We start from the raw sequence: 17704 nt of genomic DNA, 5'->3' as shown, positions 1-17704 counted from the left end.
TCATCACAAGATTTCATAAGTCATTGTATTTATTGATAATTTAATTTTTGTGTGTGATCCGCTTACCATTTGTGGGGTTTTTTGGAAGGCAAAATTGATAAATATCAAAATAATCACAAATGAGCATTGCGTGATTACTTTTGATTGTTAGAGTTTATTTCGTGAGCAAAAACTGAGTAGATTCTACGACATCAGATGGAATCACTCTGACCTACATACGATTACAAATAAAAAACACTCTAGGGGTAAAGATATGGAGTTCTTGTACGACATCTTCTATATTTTTTACAGCCAAGTTATGACCAAAGCCCCACTACTACTGGGTTTGGTAACATGCATTGGCTATTGGTTGCTGAGAAGAGACGCCACCACCATCATTAAAGGTTCCATCAAAACGATCGTGGGTTTCATGCTGGTTCAAGTGGGTGCGGGCACCCTAGTTGCTGGCTTCAAACCTGTGATTTCCAAACTTTCTGAATATCACGGGCTAACCGGCTCAGTCATTGACCCTTACACCTCCATGATGTCTACCATGGAAGCGATGGGCGACAACTACTCTTGGGTGGGTTACGCCGTTCTGTTGGCATTAGGTATCAACATCCTCTTGGTACTGTTCCGCCGCTACACGGGTATCCGCACCATCATGCTGACTGGTCACATCATGTTCCAGCAAGCGGGTCTGATTGCGGTGTTCTACTTTGTGCTTGGCGCAAGCATGTGGGAAACCATCATTTACTCTGCGGTGTTAATGGCGCTGTACTGGGGTATCTCCTCCAACATCATGTTCAAGCCAACGGAAGAAGTCACCGGCGGGGCGGGTTTCTCAATTGGTCACCAACAACAGGTCGCGTCTTGGATTGCAACAAAAGTAGCGCCAAAACTGGGTGATAAGAACGACAGCGTTGACCACCTAGAACTGCCTAAATGGCTACACATCTTCCACGATAGCATCGCAGCAACGGCGATCGTGATGACGGTGTTCTTCGGCATCATTCTGCTTTCATTCGGTCTTGATAACCTTCAAGAAATGGCGGGCACCACACACTGGACTATCTACATCCTAGAAACGGGTCTGAAATTCGCTGTAGCGATTCAGGTGATTGTAGCTGGTGTGCGTATGTTCGTTGCTGAGCTGTCTGAAGCGTTCAAAGGCATCTCTGAGCGCGTGATTCCAAATGCGGTACTGGCGATTGACTGTGCGGCTATCTACGCATTCTCTCCAAACGCAATGGTATTTGGTTTCATGTGGGGTGCGCTGGGTCAGTTCGCGGCAGTACTGGCAATGCTGGCATTCGATGCGCCAATCATGATCATCCCTGGCTTCATTCCAATGTTCTTCTCTAACGCGACCATCGGCGTATTTGCTAACCACTTCGGTGGCTGGAAAGCGGTGATGAAGATCTGTTTCGTGATGGGCATCATCGAGGTACTAGGTTCTGCTTGGGCTATCCACCTATTTAGCCAACACGGCACAGAATTCAACGGCTGGATGGGCATGGCGGACTGGGCGCTTGTATTCCCACCAATCATGCAAGGTCTGTCTGCATCGAAAATGTTCTTCTTCGTTCTTGTTGGTCTGTCTCTGGTTTACATGTTCTTCGCTTCTCGCAAGCTACGTGCTGAAGAAGACGCGCAAGGCACAGTAGAAATCAGTGAAGAGCCAGAAGTGATTGAAGCGGTAGAGCAAGCAATCAAAGCGAGCGACGGTCTGCGCCCAGTAAGCATCCTAGCGGTATGTGGTAATGGTCAAGGCTCATCGATGATGATGAAAATGAAGATCGGCAAATACTTAGAGAAGAAAGGCATTCCTCACGTGATGGACTCATGCGCAGTGTCGGACTACAAGTCGAAGCTTGCGAGCACGGACATCATCGTATCGTCGAAGCACCTGTCTGCGGAGATGGAACCAGGCGAAGGCAAGTTTGTACTTGGGGTGCAAAACATGCTTAACCCTAACTCCTTCGGGGACGAGTTACTCGACATCATCAATAAAAACTTTGTACCAGCAAAATAAAAAAGCATGACCAAATACTTTTCTTAATGAAGAGATAAGAAACCAATAACAAACAGCGGATAACAACAGTGGTGCCGGGCTTCGAAAAGCCAAAGTCACGGCACCCAAACTGGAGATAGAACAATGGGATTAAAACAATCACTGATCGACAACAACTCAATCAAACTGCAAGCAAAAGCATCTAACTGGCGTGAAGCCATCAAGATTGGTACGGACATGTTGATTGCCTCTGGTGCGATTCAGCCTTCTTACCATGACGCCATCATCAGCAGCGTGGAAGAGTTAGGTCCTTACATCTGCATCGCGCCTAACTTGGCACTGCCACACGCACGCCCAGAAAACGGCGTGATTCGAACTGCTTTCGCACTGGTTACGCTAGAAGAGCCAATCTACTTTGAAGGCGAAGACGAGCCAGTTGATGTGCTAATCACGCTAGCGGGCAGCTCTTCAGACGAGCACATGGAAGGTCTGATGGAAGTGACCCAAGTGTTGGATGATGAAGACAGTGAAACGGGCGTGGATTTGGACAAGCTTCGCCGTTGCCGCAGCAAAACCGATGTATTCAACGTGATTGATGAAGCTCTGGCTGTCACAGCCTAAGGAGAAATCATGTACAGCGAACTGAAACAACGTGTGCTCGAAGCCAACCTCAAACTGCCGAAATACGGCTTAGTAACCTTCACTTGGGGCAACGTGTCTGAGATTGACCGCGAGCGCGGCGTGATTGCGATTAAACCGTCGGGGGTGGAATACGATGGTATGCGCGCTGAGCACATTGTGGTGGTCGATTTAGACGGCAATGTGGTGGAAGGCAACATGAATCCATCCAGCGATACCGCGACCCACATTGAGATCTACAAAGCGTTCCCACAAGTGGGCGGCGTGGTGCACACCCACTCACGCAGCGCAACGATTTGGGCACAAGCAGGGATTGATATTCCGGCATTGGGCACGACTCATGCCGACTACTTCTACGGCGACATTCCGTGTACTCGTAAGCTTTCACAACGTGAAATTGCGGAAGAGTATGAAAAGAACACCGGCTTAGTGATTGTGGAAGAGTTCCGTCAACGCCGCATCGATCCAATGGCAGTACCAAGCGTGATTGTGGCAGGGCATGCGCCTTTCTCTTGGGGAACCAACGCAGACGATGCTGTGCATAACGCGGTGGTATTGGAAGAGATTTCTGCCATGGCATTAGCAACGCGTTCACTCAATAGCGGCATCAAGATCCAGCCTGAGCTTTCAGACAAACACTACCTGCGTAAGCACGGTGAAAACGCCTACTACGGGCAGAGGTAACGACATGTACAAAGTGCTTGCTTTAGATTTAGACGGAACCGTCCTCACCGATGACCACAGCATTCACCCAGAGGTGAAAAAAGCGATTCAAGAAGCGCAGCAGAAGTGTCACGTGGTGATTGTCACCGGACGCCATCACACTGCGGCACGTCCGTATTACGATGAGTTGGGTCTTACCACGCCTATCATCTGCTGCAACGGCACTTATGTTTATGACTACCACAATGACCGAGTGCTCAAGCACAACTCCATCGATAAGGAAGACGCGCTGACGTTCATCGCCTTGGCGAAGGAGTTTCAGGTCAAGATGGTGATGTACGTAACCGATGCCATGACGTACTCAAACTACAACCCAATTCACTACATGGAAGCGTTGGAAAAGTGGGCGAAAACCGCGCCAGAGCATCTTCAACCGAAGATCTACAAAATCGACTCGTTCAGTGAAGAAGTGCGCAATACCGAGTTCGTGTGGAAGTTCGTGGTGGAAGGTTTACCAAGCTCGGTAGAACGCTTGATTGAAAACCCATGGGTGAAAGAGAAATTCAACGGCGAACGCTCGTGGTCGAATCGCATAGACTTCGCAGCAAAAGGCAACAGCAAAGGTTTAAGACTGGCGGAATACGTTTCTGAGCTGGGTTATCACCCGAATCATGTCATTGCCGTGGGCGATAACCACAATGATATTTCCATGCTCCGTTACGCCGGATTAGGCGTTGCCATGAATAACGCAGACGAGACGGTACGTTCAAGCGCCCGTTTGGTGTGCGAAACCGATAACAATAACGACGGCTTAGCTCGTCTGATACGTGAAAAAATTCAAGGATAAGCATCATGACCAAACCAATGATTCAAATCGCTCTAGACCAAACTAACCTAACTGACGCCGTGGCGGTTGCAAGCAATGTACACAGCTACGTCGATGTGATTGAAGTGGGCACTATTCTCGCGTTCGCAGAAGGGATGAATGCGGTCTCGACGCTACGTAAGAACCACCCGGACCACATTCTGGTGTGCGATATGAAAACCACTGATGGCGGCGCGATTTTGTCTCGCATGGCGTTTGAAGCGGGCGCTGACTGGATTACGGTTTCAGCCGCAGCGCACATTGCGACCATCGAAGCGTGTAAAAAAGTCGCGGATGAATTTAGTGGCGAAATCCAAATCGAAATCTACGGCAACTGGACGATGGAAGATGCGCAAGCGTGGGTGGATCTTGGTATCACTCAAGCGATTTACCACCGTTCTCGCGACGCAGAGTTGGCAGGGATTGGCTGGACAGACGCTGACATCAACAAGATGCGTCAACTCTCTGAGCTAGGTATCGAGCTCTCTATCACGGGCGGTATCGTGCCAGAAGACATCTACCTGTTTGAAGGTATCAAAGCGAAAACCTTTATCGCAGGTCGTGCATTGGCGGGTGACAAAGGGCAAGAAACCGCAGAAGCACTGAAAGCGCAAATCGACCGTTACTGGAACTAGGGGGCGACATGTATCAGAACCTACAACGTCATCGTGTTGGCTTGTATGAGAAAGCGTTGCCGAACGAATTGACTTGGGAAGAAAAGCTCAGCGTGACCAAAGAGTTGGGCTTCGATTTTCTTGAGATCTCGGTGGACGAATCAGACGAGCGTCGCAGCCGCTTAGATTGGGACGACGAGACGATTTATGCCCTGCGTCACCAGTGCGAACGCTACGGCATGCCATTGCAGTCGATGTGTTTGAGCGCGCACCGTAAGTTCCCGTTTGGCTCGGCTGATCCGAAGATACGCGAGCAAGCCGTGCTACACATGGAAAAGGCGATCGCATTGGCGTACAAACTTGGCGTCCGTACCATTCAATTGGCTGGCTACGATGTGTATTACGAGCCAGCAAACCGTGCCACGCATTTGCGCTTTATTGAAGGTATGAAGGAAGCGGCGAAACTGGCAGAGCGCGCAGGTGTGATGCTTGCTGTTGAAATCATGGACACCGATTACCTTAACTCATTGAGTAAGTTTGAGGTGCTCAATCGCGAAGTGAATTCGCCGTATTTCACTGCTTATCCAGACGTAGGCAACATCTCGGGTTGGAACTATGACGTGTGCACCGAACTGAAATTGAGTAAGCCGCACATTACCCAAATCCACCTTAAAGACACTTATCGTGTGACGCCAGAATACAAAGGTCAGTTCCGCGATCTAGTGATTGGCGATGGTGAAGTGAACTTCGATGCCATTTTCCGCACACTCAAAGAGACAGACTGCGTCGTGCCGCTGGTGATTGAGATGTGGGCGCAAGATGAACATTGGCGCGCGCACATTCAAACCGCCCAACAGCGCTTAAATCAAGCGTGTGATCATGCGGAATTACCAAGGTTGTTTGCCGCATAATTCTCTCTTAACTGTATAAACAGTTATACCCAAGTAACCTCGAGATGCGTGGTTCAGCGAAAGTGACTTGGTTTGCAGACGCGGCAACGATTTGAAGATCTAGTGGTTCTAAATCAAAAATCGTTAACAAAGTATGGAAGCCAAGGCAATTCGCCCTTCGGGAACGAGTCACGGAAACAATTTCTTCGTCAAACGACTTGGAAATAGCTGTCTATTACGCTGCTTCATTTTCCTTGAACTTGAGTCAGTGACTCGTTCTGAATCCTGCATCTTGAAGTCACTTGGGTATATATGCTCCGGTGCTCGTTATTGGGCACCGTTTTCCCATCGTGGGAACGTGCAGTTTTTAACCCTCGTAAAAACTGCACTCTTTCGTTTCATTGGTTGACTTACCATCATGGTTGGCGCAAAGTTGCGCTTTGTCGTTATGAAACCCCGTTAATCTGAATGAAATTACTCCATCTGCAACTTTTCTGGTACGAAAAACATCACACCCTATTGGAGATGGAAGACCTGCCAATTCTCACCCCAGCGCAAGAGCAAGAACTGCGTGAGTGGGCGAAGACACGCCGCAAAATCCTCAGCTACGAAGTGCATCAACAGCCTTGGGTAAAAGTGAACGTAGACGGTTTCTCGTCGATTTTAGAGCTCAAACCAAATGGCACGTTGGTGGAAAAAGACTTGTTCAGCGAGCGTGGTTTGCAGGGGTTATGGAAGGTCAGCGACGGCTTCTTGTTTATCAAAGTCATCAGCGGTGAATTCATCGTCGAATACCAAATTGTTGGTCATACCGAAAACAATGTGCACAGTGGTATCGAGTACATCAACGGCAAAATCAGCACCTACAGCAAATTTGCCAAACTCGCGAATAATTAAGCCGATTCAATTCGATGTAGAGAAAGGAGCCAAAGTGCTCCTTTTTTGTTGTGGATAGAAAATCCCAACTATTCTTACTTCAAGCAATGAAATCAATGCGTTAATATCCAAGTCATTACCTTATTTCAAACAGTAGCAGGAGGCATGAATCGTGTCTGAAAAAATATCGACGTCGGCGCTGGCAAAAATGCGTCAGATAGAAGCCAAGCTGCTGTTTGCTGATCTGAAACGCGCAGGCTACATCGTTCGCCAAGACGAGAAATGGATTTTGACCGAAGAGGGCGCCAAGTTTGGCGGTGAGTATGTCGATCACCCTAAATTTGGGCAGTTCATCGTATGGCCGACCAACTTGCACATCGAGCTTGCCGCAACATCTGGCAAAACTTACAGCGCAACCCAGTTGGGTGAGAAGCTTAAGCTCAATGCCAAGCGCATGAACCAGCTGTTAAGTGAATTAGGTTGGATAACCAAATCCGAAGAGGGTTGGAGCTTAACCGAAGCCGGAATCCGCGCTGGTGGCCAGCAGAGAATCGATAAAGAGTCGCAGAATACCTTTGTGGTGTGGCACGACGTAGTGCTACGTAACAAGCGTCTCAAGCAGTCTGTGATTGAGTTTTTAGGTCAAGATGCCGAGTCCCATTCCACAGATAAGTCGTTTTCTAGTTTTCGCCAGAAGTTTGAAGCTAAGCATCGCACTTTAGACGGGCATTATGTTCGTTCTAAAGGAGAACTGCTGATCGATAACTGGCTGTATTTGGCAGGGGTAGTACACGCTTATGAGCGTCAGCTGCCGATCGACCAAGAGGTGACAAGCGATTTCTACCTTCCGGGTGGCAAAGTCTATCTGCAGTTTTGGGGCAGCGACACCGGTGAGATGTTAGAAGCGGAGCGAGAGAAGATTCGTGCGGTGTACGAGCAGCATAACTTCAACCTCATTGAGGTCGAACCGAGTGAGTTAGATAAACTCGATGAGGTATTGCCAAAACGTCTGCGCCAGTTTGGTATTCAAGCTTATTAAACGCCTCGCTAACGGTAGTTTAAATTCCTACACCTTCAAACCTGCCAGTCTTTAAAAACGAAAAAACCCGTGATGACTCACGGGTTTTGTGTATTCAGCGTTTATCTTTGGTTGTTACCCGAAGGATTAGAAACCTTTGATGTTTTCCGCTTCTAGCTCAGAGAAGTACTTAACAGTCTTCACTTTAAGCTCTTGTTGTGAAGGCTCATCACAAACGATCACTGCTTTAGGGTGTAGTTGAAGTGCAGAAACCGTCCATAGGTGGTTTACGCTGCCTTCTACTGCTGCTTGTAGAGCAAGTGCTTTGTTGTGACCAGTTACTAGGATCATCACTTCTTCAGCGTCTAGTAGCGTGCCAACACCGATAGTTAGTGCGTACTTAGGAACTTGGTTGATGTCGCCATCGAAGAAACGAGAGTTCGCGATACGAGTGTCTTCAGTTAGTGTCTTGATGCGAGTGCGAGAAGACAGAGAAGATGCTGGCTCGTTGAATGCGATGTGACCGTCGTTACCTACGCCGCCCATGAATAGGTTGATCTTGCCGTAAGATTTGATTTTGTCTTCGTAGCGTTGGCATTCCGCTTCGTGATCTTCCGCGTTACCGTTAAGAAGGTTGATGTTCGCTTCTTGAATGTTTACGTGGTTGAAGAAGTTGTTGTACATGAATGAACGGTATGATTCTGGGTGATCCGCAGGGATACCGATGTACTCGTCCATGTTGAAAGTCACAACGTGTTCGAAGCTCACTTCACCTGCTTGGTAAAGTTCGATCAATGCTTTGTAAGTTGCTAGAGGAGTGCCACCAGTAGGTAGACCCAGAACGAACGGACGCTCAGCAGTTGGTTTGAAGTCGTTGATGCGCTTAGCGATGTGTGCTGCTGCCCACTTGCCTACTTGTGCTGCTTGAGCTAACGGGATAAGTCTCATTTTGTGCCCCTAGTTATTGGAATTTAAGATGTCCTGAAACATTAATTCGCATTATAAAATAAGTAATGACGATCTGCTATTGTTTTAGGTCAAAATTTTGCTTTTTCTTTAACCAATGTTGCTTTTCTCAACAGTTTTTACGTTTGCTTGTTGCGATTACCCTCTTATATAGAGGGCGTTAGACTAGTTGATTAGCGTTTAAAATTTATGACTGAAAAAAAGTTTTTTGGCTGAATGAGCGAGCCAATTGAACCGAGTTGCGTAGGAGAAAGGGAAGAAAAATGCCGAAGTTATGATCTCACGCAATCTATGGTGTGGCACGGCGTTTCTTCCTTAACCATACTTAAAGTGTGTTTATTGCTGAGGGAATCGCAATGAAAAACGAATTAGACGCAACCAAAGTGCTGCAAGCATACGAATGTGTGATGAACAACGGTACGCCTACCGAGTTTGGCAAGATGTATGAAGGGGTAGAAGCCTTTTCTGATTACGACGGCTATAACGTGTTTCTGAGAGGCAATGGCGTGGAGCTCAAAGTGGGTTTCCACAACACCTATCAGCTAGAGTACGACCAAGAGCATCTTAAAGACAGCTTCTTGAAGAAGGTCGCCATGCTGGCGAAGTGATTGTTCGCCGTACAATAGGTTTACTAAAAAATGAAAAAGCCCTTTGGTGAAACACCTCTGGGCTTTTGGAAAAGAAAAATTTTTGCAACTCCACAGAATGAAACATTCTGAGGATTAACCAAGCATTAAGGCTTGGCAGAGTCGGTTAATCGTCTTCTGCTAGGCTCTCTTCTGCGTAGTCATCTGTCGCCTCTGGTTTGTTACGACCATTTAGCGTGTGGAAGCGTTTGCGACCACGAGCTAACTGTGTGTATTTTAACCAAGTGCGCTCGATCTTAGTTTTCGCTTTGCCTGGGTTTTCCAGAACTTTTACGAAGTGTTTCTCTTCGCTGTTCTCAGGTGTCAACTCGCCTGACTCTAGGCCAAGCATAGTATCCCCATAAATTGTTAGGATTTCCTCTTCCGAAAGAGTAAAATCGCCAGACTTTGCAAAGCCGCGTGGGAATTTTACGTTGTCGTAAAAACGTTTTTTGCCATGACGAAATTCAGTGTCAGACATATCAACAGCCTCTGTAACCGTTATTGATGAATGTGATGAATTACGGCGAAAATTAGGCGCAAAGCTAACAAAAGAAAAACAAAACTTTTTTGTCGTCAAAATTTTAATTAGTTGTTAATCTGGTTTTATATTGACCAGGAGATGGTTTATGGATGTAAAGGTCTTTCGAACATTTTTAGAGCTGGCAAAGGTTCGTCACTTCGGACGAGCTGCTGAGAACTTGTACATTACTCAAGCCGCAGTGAGCGCACGCATCAAACAACTCGAAAGTTATTTCGATACGCAGTTGTTTATTCGTGATCGAAATAACATAAAGTTGACCTCCGCAGGTGAGCGTTTAATAGGCTATGCAGAGGTGATGGTCACCACTTTGCAGCAAGCCAAACTCGAATTATCCCTCGAAGATGGCAAAGCGTTACAGCTCACCATGGGTGGTACGCCGAACATTTGGGATGCTTATCTGCAAAACTGTTTGAGTGTCGTAACAGACTCATTTGGTGGCTATGGCTTTATGGCAGAAGTCATGGGGCGTGAGATGCTAAGCCGCAGCCTGCTTGAGCGCACACTCGATATGGCTTTCGCCTTCGATCAAATCAAAGCGGATGAGCTTAACTGCAAAAAAGTTGCTGACGTGGTGTTGGTGCTTGTGTCTACCGAACAAGATTCTCTTGATACGGTATTTGATAAGAAATACGTTTACGTTGATTGGGGTACGCGCTTCGCTTCAGAGCACGCGGAACGTCACCCGAAAATCCCAGCGCCTTACCTTCGCACTTCTACCGCTCGTATCGCGTTAGACTTCGTTTTAGAGAAAGGTGGCAGCGCATACCTGCCAGCGTCTCTGGTAGAGCCGTTTATTGCAAGCGGGCAGCTCCACAAGGTGTCTGGCGTAGAAGATTGGTACCGTCCTATCTATTTGAGCTATCGCAAAGCCAGCACGTCTGTAGAAGCGATTAAGCAGGTTGAAGAAATCGTAAAAGAGATTGACCCGTTAACGGCGTATAGCTTGCAGCAAATAGCCGACATTCCAGCAGACGAGTAATTTCTGCTTTTGCGATCCAGTGCAAAATTAAACGAAAACCCCTTGGTGTGAAGCCAAGGGGTTTTTTGTATGGGTTTCGGGAAATGCCGATATGTTTATAAATAAATCGCCTTCTTGAAGCGAGAGTTGTGGCACTGTGAAGGTCGTTTTTGCTCCCGTTTACGCCAGTTTCTGACGAAGTGTTTCATCCAATGCGGCTTTGCCTGCGCCAGAGAAAGCGAGAGAAACGCTTGCTGCCAGCAGTGCTAGACCAAACTCGTAACCGTTATTCGACATAAACAAACCGTTTTCAAAGTGAACCGAGAAAATGGCGATCACCATGGTGAATGCTAAAGCCACGGCTGCTGGGCGAGTAAGTAGACCAAGCAAGATGAACAAGCCGCCAAAAAATTCTGCACTGCCAGCTAAAAATGCCATCAGCATGCCTGGACCTAAACCAATCGATGCCATCCATTGACCTGTACCTTCAAGACCATAACCGCCAAACCAGCCAAAAAGTTTTTGGGCGCCGTGCGCCATAAAGATGATGCCAACTGGAATGCGAAGTGCGAGTGCGCTGTAACCTGCATTTGAAGTAGTGATTTTCTGTAGTAGTGCTTTCATGACTTTATCCTTTCTCGAATTTTTCTGATGAGGAGTGGTGACTCCCTTGCTGTTGAAATCAGTGTAGGTAGGAGGAGAGAAAGAAAAAATTGGGGCAATTTGATGTTCTCGTTCGATAAATTCGATGGAACGTTTTTTTGTTTTTAAATACATTAACTTAAAATGTTAAAAGTATTTGTTTTTAGTGCTCATACGTGCTGGATTTGATCAAGGAATTGGTAAAATTTTGAATGACATTCTTTACTTTTGTTGGTCTTTTGGAAGGGCGCCTGTGTACTACGGGCAAAAAAAAAGAACACAGGGGGCTGTGCTCTTTTGCTTTTACGATTAACAAGGGAGAAAGGAGTTTTTATAGATTCATTAAGCTTTCAAGCGAGTCTTCCACACTACTGTAGTGATAAGTGCGAATATTCACACCATCAGTCGCATTGATTTGAATTTCTGAAATCTCGTTATCAGAGTCACGTTCGATAATCCCTATCGAGTGCTCGACTGATTTACTGGTAATAACCTTGTGATTTCTAAGTACAATCACGCACGTATGTAAGTCCATGCCAATTCCCTTTAGCCGACGTTGTTGTGTTGTTCTGATCTAACTTTAGTGCACAAATTTACTAATGCCAAAATTTCTCAATATTGAGTTCCGAAAATGGCTAATCTACAGTAACTCCTCGTTCTACAATGAAGTTATACCGATCGAGTGGCGAGCAAGTTACCCACTCGTTAAACACACACTGTGTACGCAAGGACAGCACTATGCTCATCCACCCACACACATCGTTGACCTTCGAACAATGTCAAAAAGCACGCATGGCACGTGATAGCCGTTTTGATGGGCGCTTTTACATTGCGGTGAAAACCACAGGGATCTTTTGTCGCCCGATCTGCCCAGCCAATTTGCCCAAAGAGGAAAACGTCGAGTACTTCACTGACAAGACGCAAGCTTTGAAGGCAGGTTATCGTCCGTGTTTGCGTTGTCGCCCGGACAGTGCGCCAGGATCATGGGCTTGGAAAGGGGTTGAAACCACATTCCAACGTGCGATCAAAATGATCGATCAAGGCGAGTTACACCATCAGTCCCTTGCAGATCTCTCCGATCGTCTTGGGATCTCGGATCGTTACTTGCGCATGCTGTTCGAGCAATATTTGGGGATGTCACCTAAGCAATATGCGCAGTATCAGCAATTGATGTTTGCCAAGCAGCTTCTGCATTCGAGTTCGATGTCTGTCACCGAAGTCGGTTTTGCCGCGGGTTTTAACAGCACTCGACGTTTCAATGATGCGTTCCAAAAGATCCTTCAGCTAACGCCTTCTCAAGTGCGTAGAAAGGAGTTTGATGGAGTGGGGACGAATCGAATCGTGCTACCTTATCGCGGCGCTTTGCACTGGCAACACATGCTCGACTTTTATCGTCTGCGTGCGATTGAAGGAATGGAGCAAGTCACACAAGATGCTTACCAGCGCAATGTTCTACTTGATGATTGCCATGCACGATTTAAGGTCACTCAAGGGGAGGGTTACCTTGAGATGGAGTTCGATATTGAAGACGTCACTAAATTGCAGAATTTGGTGTCTGGAGTGCGTCGCATGTTCGACCTTGATGCGGATATTTGCACGGTGGAGCAGCACCTTAATTACATCGCGCCAGGGTTGGTGAAAACCCAAGGGATTCGCATTCCGGGCGTCTGGAGTGCGTGGGAAGCCGGTGTACGCGCTGTGTTGGGGCAGCAAGTGTCGGTCAAAGCGGCTATCGGACAACTTAATTTGTTGGTAGAAACGCTCAGTAACGATCAGCAAGCGCGCCACTTTCCAACGCCAGAAGCCATTGCGAATGCCGATGTTAGCTTCTTGCGTATGCCGCAAAGCCGTAAAGACACACTCGTGCGATTTGCTCAGTACATGCAGCAAAACCCAGAAGCCGATCCGCAGCAATGGCTGGAATTAAAGGGCATTGGTCCGTGGACGGTGAGTTATGCGCAACTGCGTGGCCAATCTCAGCCCGATTGTTTTTTAGATAAAGACTTGGTGGTGAAGAAAGCCATGCCAAACTATCCGTCATTGAATGCTCATACTGCGTCGCCTTGGGGCAGTTACGCGACTTTTCACTTATGGAATCAATCATGAAATCACTTTATACGGTAATGCCAAGTCCGTTAGGCGCTGTGACCATTCAAGCTAACGATCAAGGTTTGCTGGGAATTTGGTTTGAAACGTGTACCACCAAACCAGACGAGTTGGGTGAGCGTTATGATCAACATGCAGTGCTCAGCCAGACTGTTACTCAATTGGAAGAATACTTTGCTGGGCTGCGTAACGAATTCGACTTGCCCCTTGCAGCGACAGGTACGGCTTTCCAAACTCAAGTTTGGGATGCGCTAACGACTATTCCTTACGGTGAGACATGGAGCTACCAAGACTTGGCAAATGCCATCGGTAATCCGAAAGCGGTACGCGCGGTGGGGCTAGCGAATGGTAAAAATCCAATCTCGATTGTGGTGCCGTGCCATCGTGTCATCGGCAAAAGTGGCAAGCTTACGGGCTATGCGGGCGGGGTAGAGCGAAAGCAACGATTACTCGCATTGGAGAAGGGCACGCCACTTTAAGTGAGACCATTCTCAGAATCCGGCAAGGTTTATCTTATTTGGCTAAATTTTGTGTAGGGTTGTTGTGCTAATAAACAATCCAGAGCAATGAAAAAGGATAATAAGGATATGTCTTTCAATACGGATTTTGATGCATTCATAAACCAAAGCTGGCAGCGACATGAAGCGCAGCCACAACAAACATACAATCAATTAGAACAAGCGCTTAGCGAGGTAGAAGACACTAACCATGCTGAGCGCATCTTACCCTTGATGTTGCACACATCCATTGGTCATCTGCACGACCCAAGCCAGTTTCTCTCCAGTTTAGATAAGCTCGAAAATGGCGTAGCGACTCAGTGTCTAGCGCGTCAGAGAGCCAAAGCCGTTGCACAGTACTTCGTTGATCAAAATACAGACCCGATTACGGATCTAGATGATGTCGATCAGCGTCGCGTGTTTGCTCAAATTGCTAACGAGCTGTCAGCAATGAATGAACTAGAGCAAGCGAGCACGTGGTTAGCAAAAGCTGCCAACGGTATAGATTCAGATCAAGCTGCCGAGCCTTTAGCGCGTTCAATTGCCATTACGGGTAACAACCTTGCCTGCCAATATGAAGAGCTTGAAACACGCTCTGAAGCGCAAGCAGAACACATGCTAGAGGCTGCTACATTGGCGCTGGAGTATTGGAAAGTAGCGGGAGGTTGGATGCAAGAAGAGCGTGCAGAATATCGCTTAGCCATGAGTTTGCTCAAAGCAGGAAACCCACTCAAAGCCAAAGTGCACGCTGATCGCTGTGAAGCAATCTGTCGACAAAATGGAGAGGACGCTTTTGAGCTTTTCTACGCGCATGATTTATTGATGTTGGTGCACTACCACTTAAGCCAAGCGAGTAAGCAAAAACTGACTGCGGATGACCAGAAGTATTGTGAGAACTCACCATTGGCGTAGCTAGAATACGTGAGAATAGAAAGTAGCAAATAACGGCTTGAACCTGATAACAAAAAGGCAGTTAAGCCCACTCAATTGGGATTAACTGCCTTCTGCTTTCTACTATGCCCAAGCGACTTCAAACGCAGGTTTCAAATCAAGTGATTCTCACTTAACTAAGCATCCGAGGTGACCTAGGTATACAAGGAATTAGTTGCCTTGATTTTGGCTTTGAAGCTTCTCTTTTGCTTCTTCAACTTTTGAGAAATCCAATCCCAACTCATCCACCGCTTCTTTGATTAGCACTGGGTTTTGCATCACTTGCGCCATCAGCATTTGTAGTTTGTCTTGTGGTAGACCTAGCTGGCTGATTGTTGCCATTGCCGCAAGAGGGTTTTGGGTCAGAGTCTGAAAAATCTCGTTGATTTGTTCGTCGCTGATATTGTTCTCTTTCAACAGCGCAATAATCGGGTTCATCGCATTTCCTTTTAATCACAGAATGAAATAGAACCCGAGTTTATCATTTGGCTGGGTTTGGTTGAACTAAGAACTGCTCGCGAAAGCATTTGTTGGTTCTACCGCGCGTTTCCGGTAATTGAATAACATGCTCAAGCTGATCACCGCGGTGAAAGACTCTGCGAAGAGAATGCTTGCCCAAATACCGTTGTGGGGGAAGAACTTAGGCAGTATCAAAACACCCAACGCAACAAAAACAAACCCTCGGCTCAATGAAATGAGTGTTGCTTGCTTTGGTTTGGCAATGGCTTGGAACAAATTAGCAATCACCATGTTTAACCCCATCAAAGGCACGCCGAAGAAGTAGAAGGTGAGTGCAGTCGCGGCAAGTGGGATCAAGTCGTTGCTGTTACCTAAGTACACCGATGCAATTATGGGTGCCAATAACCAAATCCCCATTAGGAAGACGGTGCCGCTACCAATTGCCGTTTTTAACCCTAGTTTTAAGATCTCATCAATGCGCTCTGGGCGAGCTGCGCCGTGGTTAAAGCTGATGATTGGCTGACACGCTTGCGCGATGCCGACCATGACAAAGAGGGCGAACACACCGACGTTCGTAGTCAAGCCGTAGGCAATGATATGACTCTCACCAAATTGAGTCAGTAAGACATAATTAAACAAAACAATGGTCATTGCAGACGTGACTTCGATAAAGAATGTCGGTGTACCGATGCTTAAAATCTCTTTGGTTTTGCTGAATCCGATGCCTTTTAAGCTCAGTACCAAAGCGCCTTTCTTTTGCACAAAGTGAGTCAACAAAATCAGTGCGATGACCGCTTGAGCAATGGCCGTACCATACGCTGCGCCTTTCATCCCCATGTTCATCTCGATGATAAATAGGTAATCAAATGCGAGATTAGTAATGGCACCAATCGACATCGCATAGGTTGCCAATTTGGGGTTGGTGTCGTTACGCACAAAGCAAGACAGTACCCAAGCGAGGGAATAGAGAGTAAAAAACGGTAACAGTACAACAAGGTAATCATGAGCAAGCTGAGCCAAGTTGCCTGAAGCGCCCATTAAGGCAATCAATTCATCTAACCAAATGAGAGCGAGCGTCACCGTGATAGTGGATAGCAAAGTGGTAATCAACATGGATTGGCTAAACCACATCTGGCTGGACTCGGAGTTGCCTTTACCAATTTCGATCGACATTTTTGCGGCGCCACCAATGCCAACCATCATGGCGATGGCAGTAAAAATCGAAAACGGTGGAATGACTAAGGCAATAGCACCAAGTCCATCGGGACCAACGCCCAAACCGATAAATAACGCATCGCCCATGATGAACAAAGATTTGATCACCATGCCAGTGAGAGCAGGCCACAGGTACTGATAAAAGGATTTTGAAATGGGATCAGTTTTTAGATTGATAGCCATGGAATAGAAAAATACCCGAATGTGGTGGATTTATGTTCGGGTATTATCAGTACATTCAAGCGTGGCGAAAAGGGATTATCCGCCCATTATATTGCACTATCTAAACATCGGAGACGAAATTCCGCTGGTGTTTCTCCTTTTTGTTTCCGATAGAAGCGGCTGAAATAGGCAGGGTCATCAAAGCCTAATTCAAATGCTATGGTCTTGACGGTTTTCGTCGAAAACACCAGTTCTCGGTTGGCTTCTAATATGATTCGGTCATGAATCAGTTGCGTGACCGTCTTGCCTCTGTCGGCTTTCACTAACTCGTTTAGACGTTTGCTGGTGAGAGCTAAGGCATCGGAGTAGAACTGGCATTTCTTTTGTTCGCGATAATGCAGCTCAATTAATTCGGTCAACTGTACGATGCGAGCGTCTTTCTGCTCCCCTTTTTGAGACGGTGTTTTAGCAAAGCGTAATGCATAACGTAGAAAGCTGTTGATGAGTGATTCGACAAGATCCCAATCACAATCCTCTCTTTCACATTCTTCTTTGATTAGGGTGTAAATTGATTCTAGGTAGGGAAAACTCTCTTCGCTGCAATCGAGGTATGGCGGTCGTTCAATCGTAGAAAATACGCTATTCACCAACTGGGTGCTGCGTGGATTGGTTTCAGCAAAGCCGGGACGGAATATCAACATGCGAATGTTTTTGCCCATGAACTCGGAATGGTGAACCTGCCCTGGTGATATGGTAAATAAGCGACCCAGGCGGTTTTGGTATTCGACGAAATCGATGCTCTGCGTTCCGCTATTATCCAAGCACCAGACTATCTCCCAGTACTCGTGGCGATGTGGCTCGATGTATGGGTCTTCTTGGATGTCTGAAAATTCAAGCGCTCGACACGGTTCACCTAAAATGAGTCGCACTTGTCGAATTGGCGAAATCATATTGCTCATGAGGGCATTCAATAGCTCTTGGGGATGATGATTTCATCATTATGAATCGAATAATCAAGATTGTGCACGGAAATTTTTGTCC

General features: G+C 46.8%; 20 protein-coding genes. 13 read left to right on the top strand and 7 right to left on the bottom strand.

Translation table 11 applies throughout. The annotated features are described in order from the left end of the window. Positions 1-253 precede the first annotated feature (253 nt). The 8 genes from NL647_RS08975 (at position 254) to NL647_RS08940 (ending at position 7579) form a co-directional block, all read left to right on the top strand. Entirely contained in the window at positions 254-2014 is a 1761-nt protein-coding gene (locus tag NL647_RS08975; RefSeq protein ID WP_005434683.1) for a PTS ascorbate-specific subunit IIBC, read from the top strand. A 123-nt stretch (positions 2015-2137) separates the two neighbouring features. Beyond that, positions 2138-2614 (top strand): PTS sugar transporter subunit IIA, encoded by a 477-nt coding sequence (locus NL647_RS08970; protein WP_009702554.1) that lies wholly within the window; start codon positions 2138-2140, stop codon positions 2612-2614. 9 nt (positions 2615-2623) lie between these two features. Continuing rightward, positions 2624-3316 (top strand): L-ribulose-5-phosphate 4-epimerase, encoded by a 693-nt coding sequence (locus NL647_RS08965; RefSeq protein WP_009696581.1) that lies wholly within the window; start codon positions 2624-2626, stop codon positions 3314-3316. A gap of 4 nt (positions 3317-3320) precedes the next feature. Then, the gene (locus NL647_RS08960; protein ID WP_005434688.1) at positions 3321-4142 is read left to right on the top strand and encodes a Cof-type HAD-IIB family hydrolase; all 822 of its coding nucleotides are present in this window, start codon (positions 3321-3323) and stop codon (positions 4140-4142) included. Positions 4143-4147: 5 nt separating this feature from the next. After that, positions 4148-4795, top strand: a complete 648-nt coding sequence (locus NL647_RS08955; RefSeq protein WP_038880142.1) for a 3-keto-L-gulonate-6-phosphate decarboxylase UlaD — start codon at positions 4148-4150, stop codon at positions 4793-4795. An 8-nt stretch (positions 4796-4803) separates the two neighbouring features. Then, positions 4804-5685, top strand: coding sequence for an L-ribulose-5-phosphate 3-epimerase (locus tag NL647_RS08950; RefSeq protein ID WP_253650019.1), 882 nt, complete (start codon positions 4804-4806; stop codon positions 5683-5685). 447 nt (positions 5686-6132) lie between these two features. Next, positions 6133-6561: a hypothetical protein gene (locus NL647_RS08945; protein WP_005434695.1), complete on the top strand. Its 429-nt coding sequence runs from the start codon at positions 6133-6135 to the stop codon at positions 6559-6561. Positions 6562-6712: 151 nt separating this feature from the next. After that, positions 6713-7579 (top strand): glycerol kinase, encoded by an 867-nt coding sequence (locus NL647_RS08940; RefSeq protein ID WP_253650018.1) that lies wholly within the window; start codon positions 6713-6715, stop codon positions 7577-7579. 126 nt (positions 7580-7705) lie between these two features. Here the strand turns inward: NL647_RS08940 and nagB are convergent, their stop codons facing one another. Further along, entirely contained in the window at positions 7706-8506 is an 801-nt protein-coding gene (gene nagB / locus NL647_RS08935; protein WP_005448902.1) for a glucosamine-6-phosphate deaminase, read from the bottom strand. A 374-nt stretch (positions 8507-8880) separates the two neighbouring features. Here nagB and NL647_RS08930 point away from each other — a divergent pair, with 374 nt between their 5' ends. Further along, positions 8881-9132, top strand: a complete 252-nt coding sequence (locus NL647_RS08930; RefSeq protein WP_005448903.1) for a DUF3081 domain-containing protein — start codon at positions 8881-8883, stop codon at positions 9130-9132. A 145-nt stretch (positions 9133-9277) separates the two neighbouring features. On the opposite strand, the gene NL647_RS08925 is transcribed toward NL647_RS08930, so the two are convergent. After that, positions 9278-9631 carry a DUF413 domain-containing protein gene (locus NL647_RS08925; RefSeq protein WP_009696586.1) on the bottom strand — a complete coding sequence of 118 codons (354 nt, stop codon included), beginning with the start codon at positions 9629-9631 and terminating at the stop codon, positions 9278-9280. Positions 9632-9779: 148 nt separating this feature from the next. Here NL647_RS08925 and NL647_RS08920 point away from each other — a divergent pair, with 148 nt between their 5' ends. Further along, positions 9780-10673 carry a LysR family transcriptional regulator gene (locus tag NL647_RS08920; protein WP_005448905.1) on the top strand — a complete coding sequence of 298 codons (894 nt, stop codon included), beginning with the start codon at positions 9780-9782 and terminating at the stop codon, positions 10671-10673. A gap of 159 nt (positions 10674-10832) precedes the next feature. On the opposite strand, the gene NL647_RS08915 is transcribed toward NL647_RS08920, so the two are convergent. Together NL647_RS08915 and NL647_RS08910 are read right to left on the bottom strand one after the other, a co-directional pair. Beyond that, positions 10833-11276, bottom strand: a complete 444-nt coding sequence (locus NL647_RS08915; protein ID WP_005448907.1) for a DoxX family protein — start codon at positions 11274-11276, stop codon at positions 10833-10835. Between the two features lie 349 nt (positions 11277-11625). Further along, positions 11626-11829, bottom strand: coding sequence for a hypothetical protein (locus NL647_RS08910; RefSeq protein WP_005448910.1), 204 nt, complete (start codon positions 11827-11829; stop codon positions 11626-11628). 203 nt (positions 11830-12032) lie between these two features. Between NL647_RS08910 and NL647_RS08905 the strand changes: the two genes are divergently transcribed. The 3 genes from NL647_RS08905 to NL647_RS08895 all read left to right on the top strand — a co-directional run bounded on the left by NL647_RS08905 (position 12033) and on the right by NL647_RS08895 (position 14809). Next, positions 12033-13400, top strand: a complete 1368-nt coding sequence (locus NL647_RS08905) for a DNA-3-methyladenine glycosylase 2 family protein (protein ID WP_253650017.1) — start codon at positions 12033-12035, stop codon at positions 13398-13400. After that, entirely contained in the window at positions 13397-13879 is a 483-nt protein-coding gene (locus NL647_RS08900; protein WP_253650016.1) for a methylated-DNA--[protein]-cysteine S-methyltransferase, read from the top strand. Before NL647_RS08905 ends, NL647_RS08900 begins: the two co-directional genes overlap by 4 nt. A 108-nt stretch (positions 13880-13987) precedes the next feature. After that, a complete protein-coding gene (locus tag NL647_RS08895) occupies positions 13988-14809 on the top strand; it encodes a hypothetical protein (RefSeq protein WP_253650015.1) in 822 nt (273 codons plus the stop codon). A 189-nt stretch (positions 14810-14998) separates the two neighbouring features. On the opposite strand, the gene NL647_RS08890 is transcribed toward NL647_RS08895, so the two are convergent. The 3 genes from NL647_RS08890 to NL647_RS08880 all read right to left on the bottom strand — a co-directional run bounded on the left by NL647_RS08890 (position 14999) and on the right by NL647_RS08880 (position 17622). After that, a complete protein-coding gene (locus NL647_RS08890) occupies positions 14999-15265 on the bottom strand; it encodes a DUF2999 family protein (protein WP_005448923.1) in 267 nt (88 codons plus the stop codon). Positions 15266-15331: 66 nt separating this feature from the next. Then, the gene (locus NL647_RS08885) at positions 15332-16684 is read right to left on the bottom strand and encodes an MATE family efflux transporter (RefSeq protein WP_017189759.1); all 1353 of its coding nucleotides are present in this window, start codon (positions 16682-16684) and stop codon (positions 15332-15334) included. Positions 16685-16770: 86 nt separating this feature from the next. Beyond that, the gene (locus tag NL647_RS08880) at positions 16771-17622 is read right to left on the bottom strand and encodes a helix-turn-helix domain-containing protein (protein ID WP_253650014.1); all 852 of its coding nucleotides are present in this window, start codon (positions 17620-17622) and stop codon (positions 16771-16773) included. Positions 17623-17704 lie beyond the last annotated feature (82 nt).

This window comes from Vibrio sp. Y29_XK_CS5, from assembly GCF_024181835.1.
In the GTDB taxonomy this organism is placed as follows: domain Bacteria; phylum Pseudomonadota; class Gammaproteobacteria; order Enterobacterales; family Vibrionaceae; genus Vibrio; species Vibrio harveyi.
The sequence above is the reverse complement of the archived record's forward strand: the minus strand, read 5'-3'. Positions and strand labels throughout refer to the sequence as shown.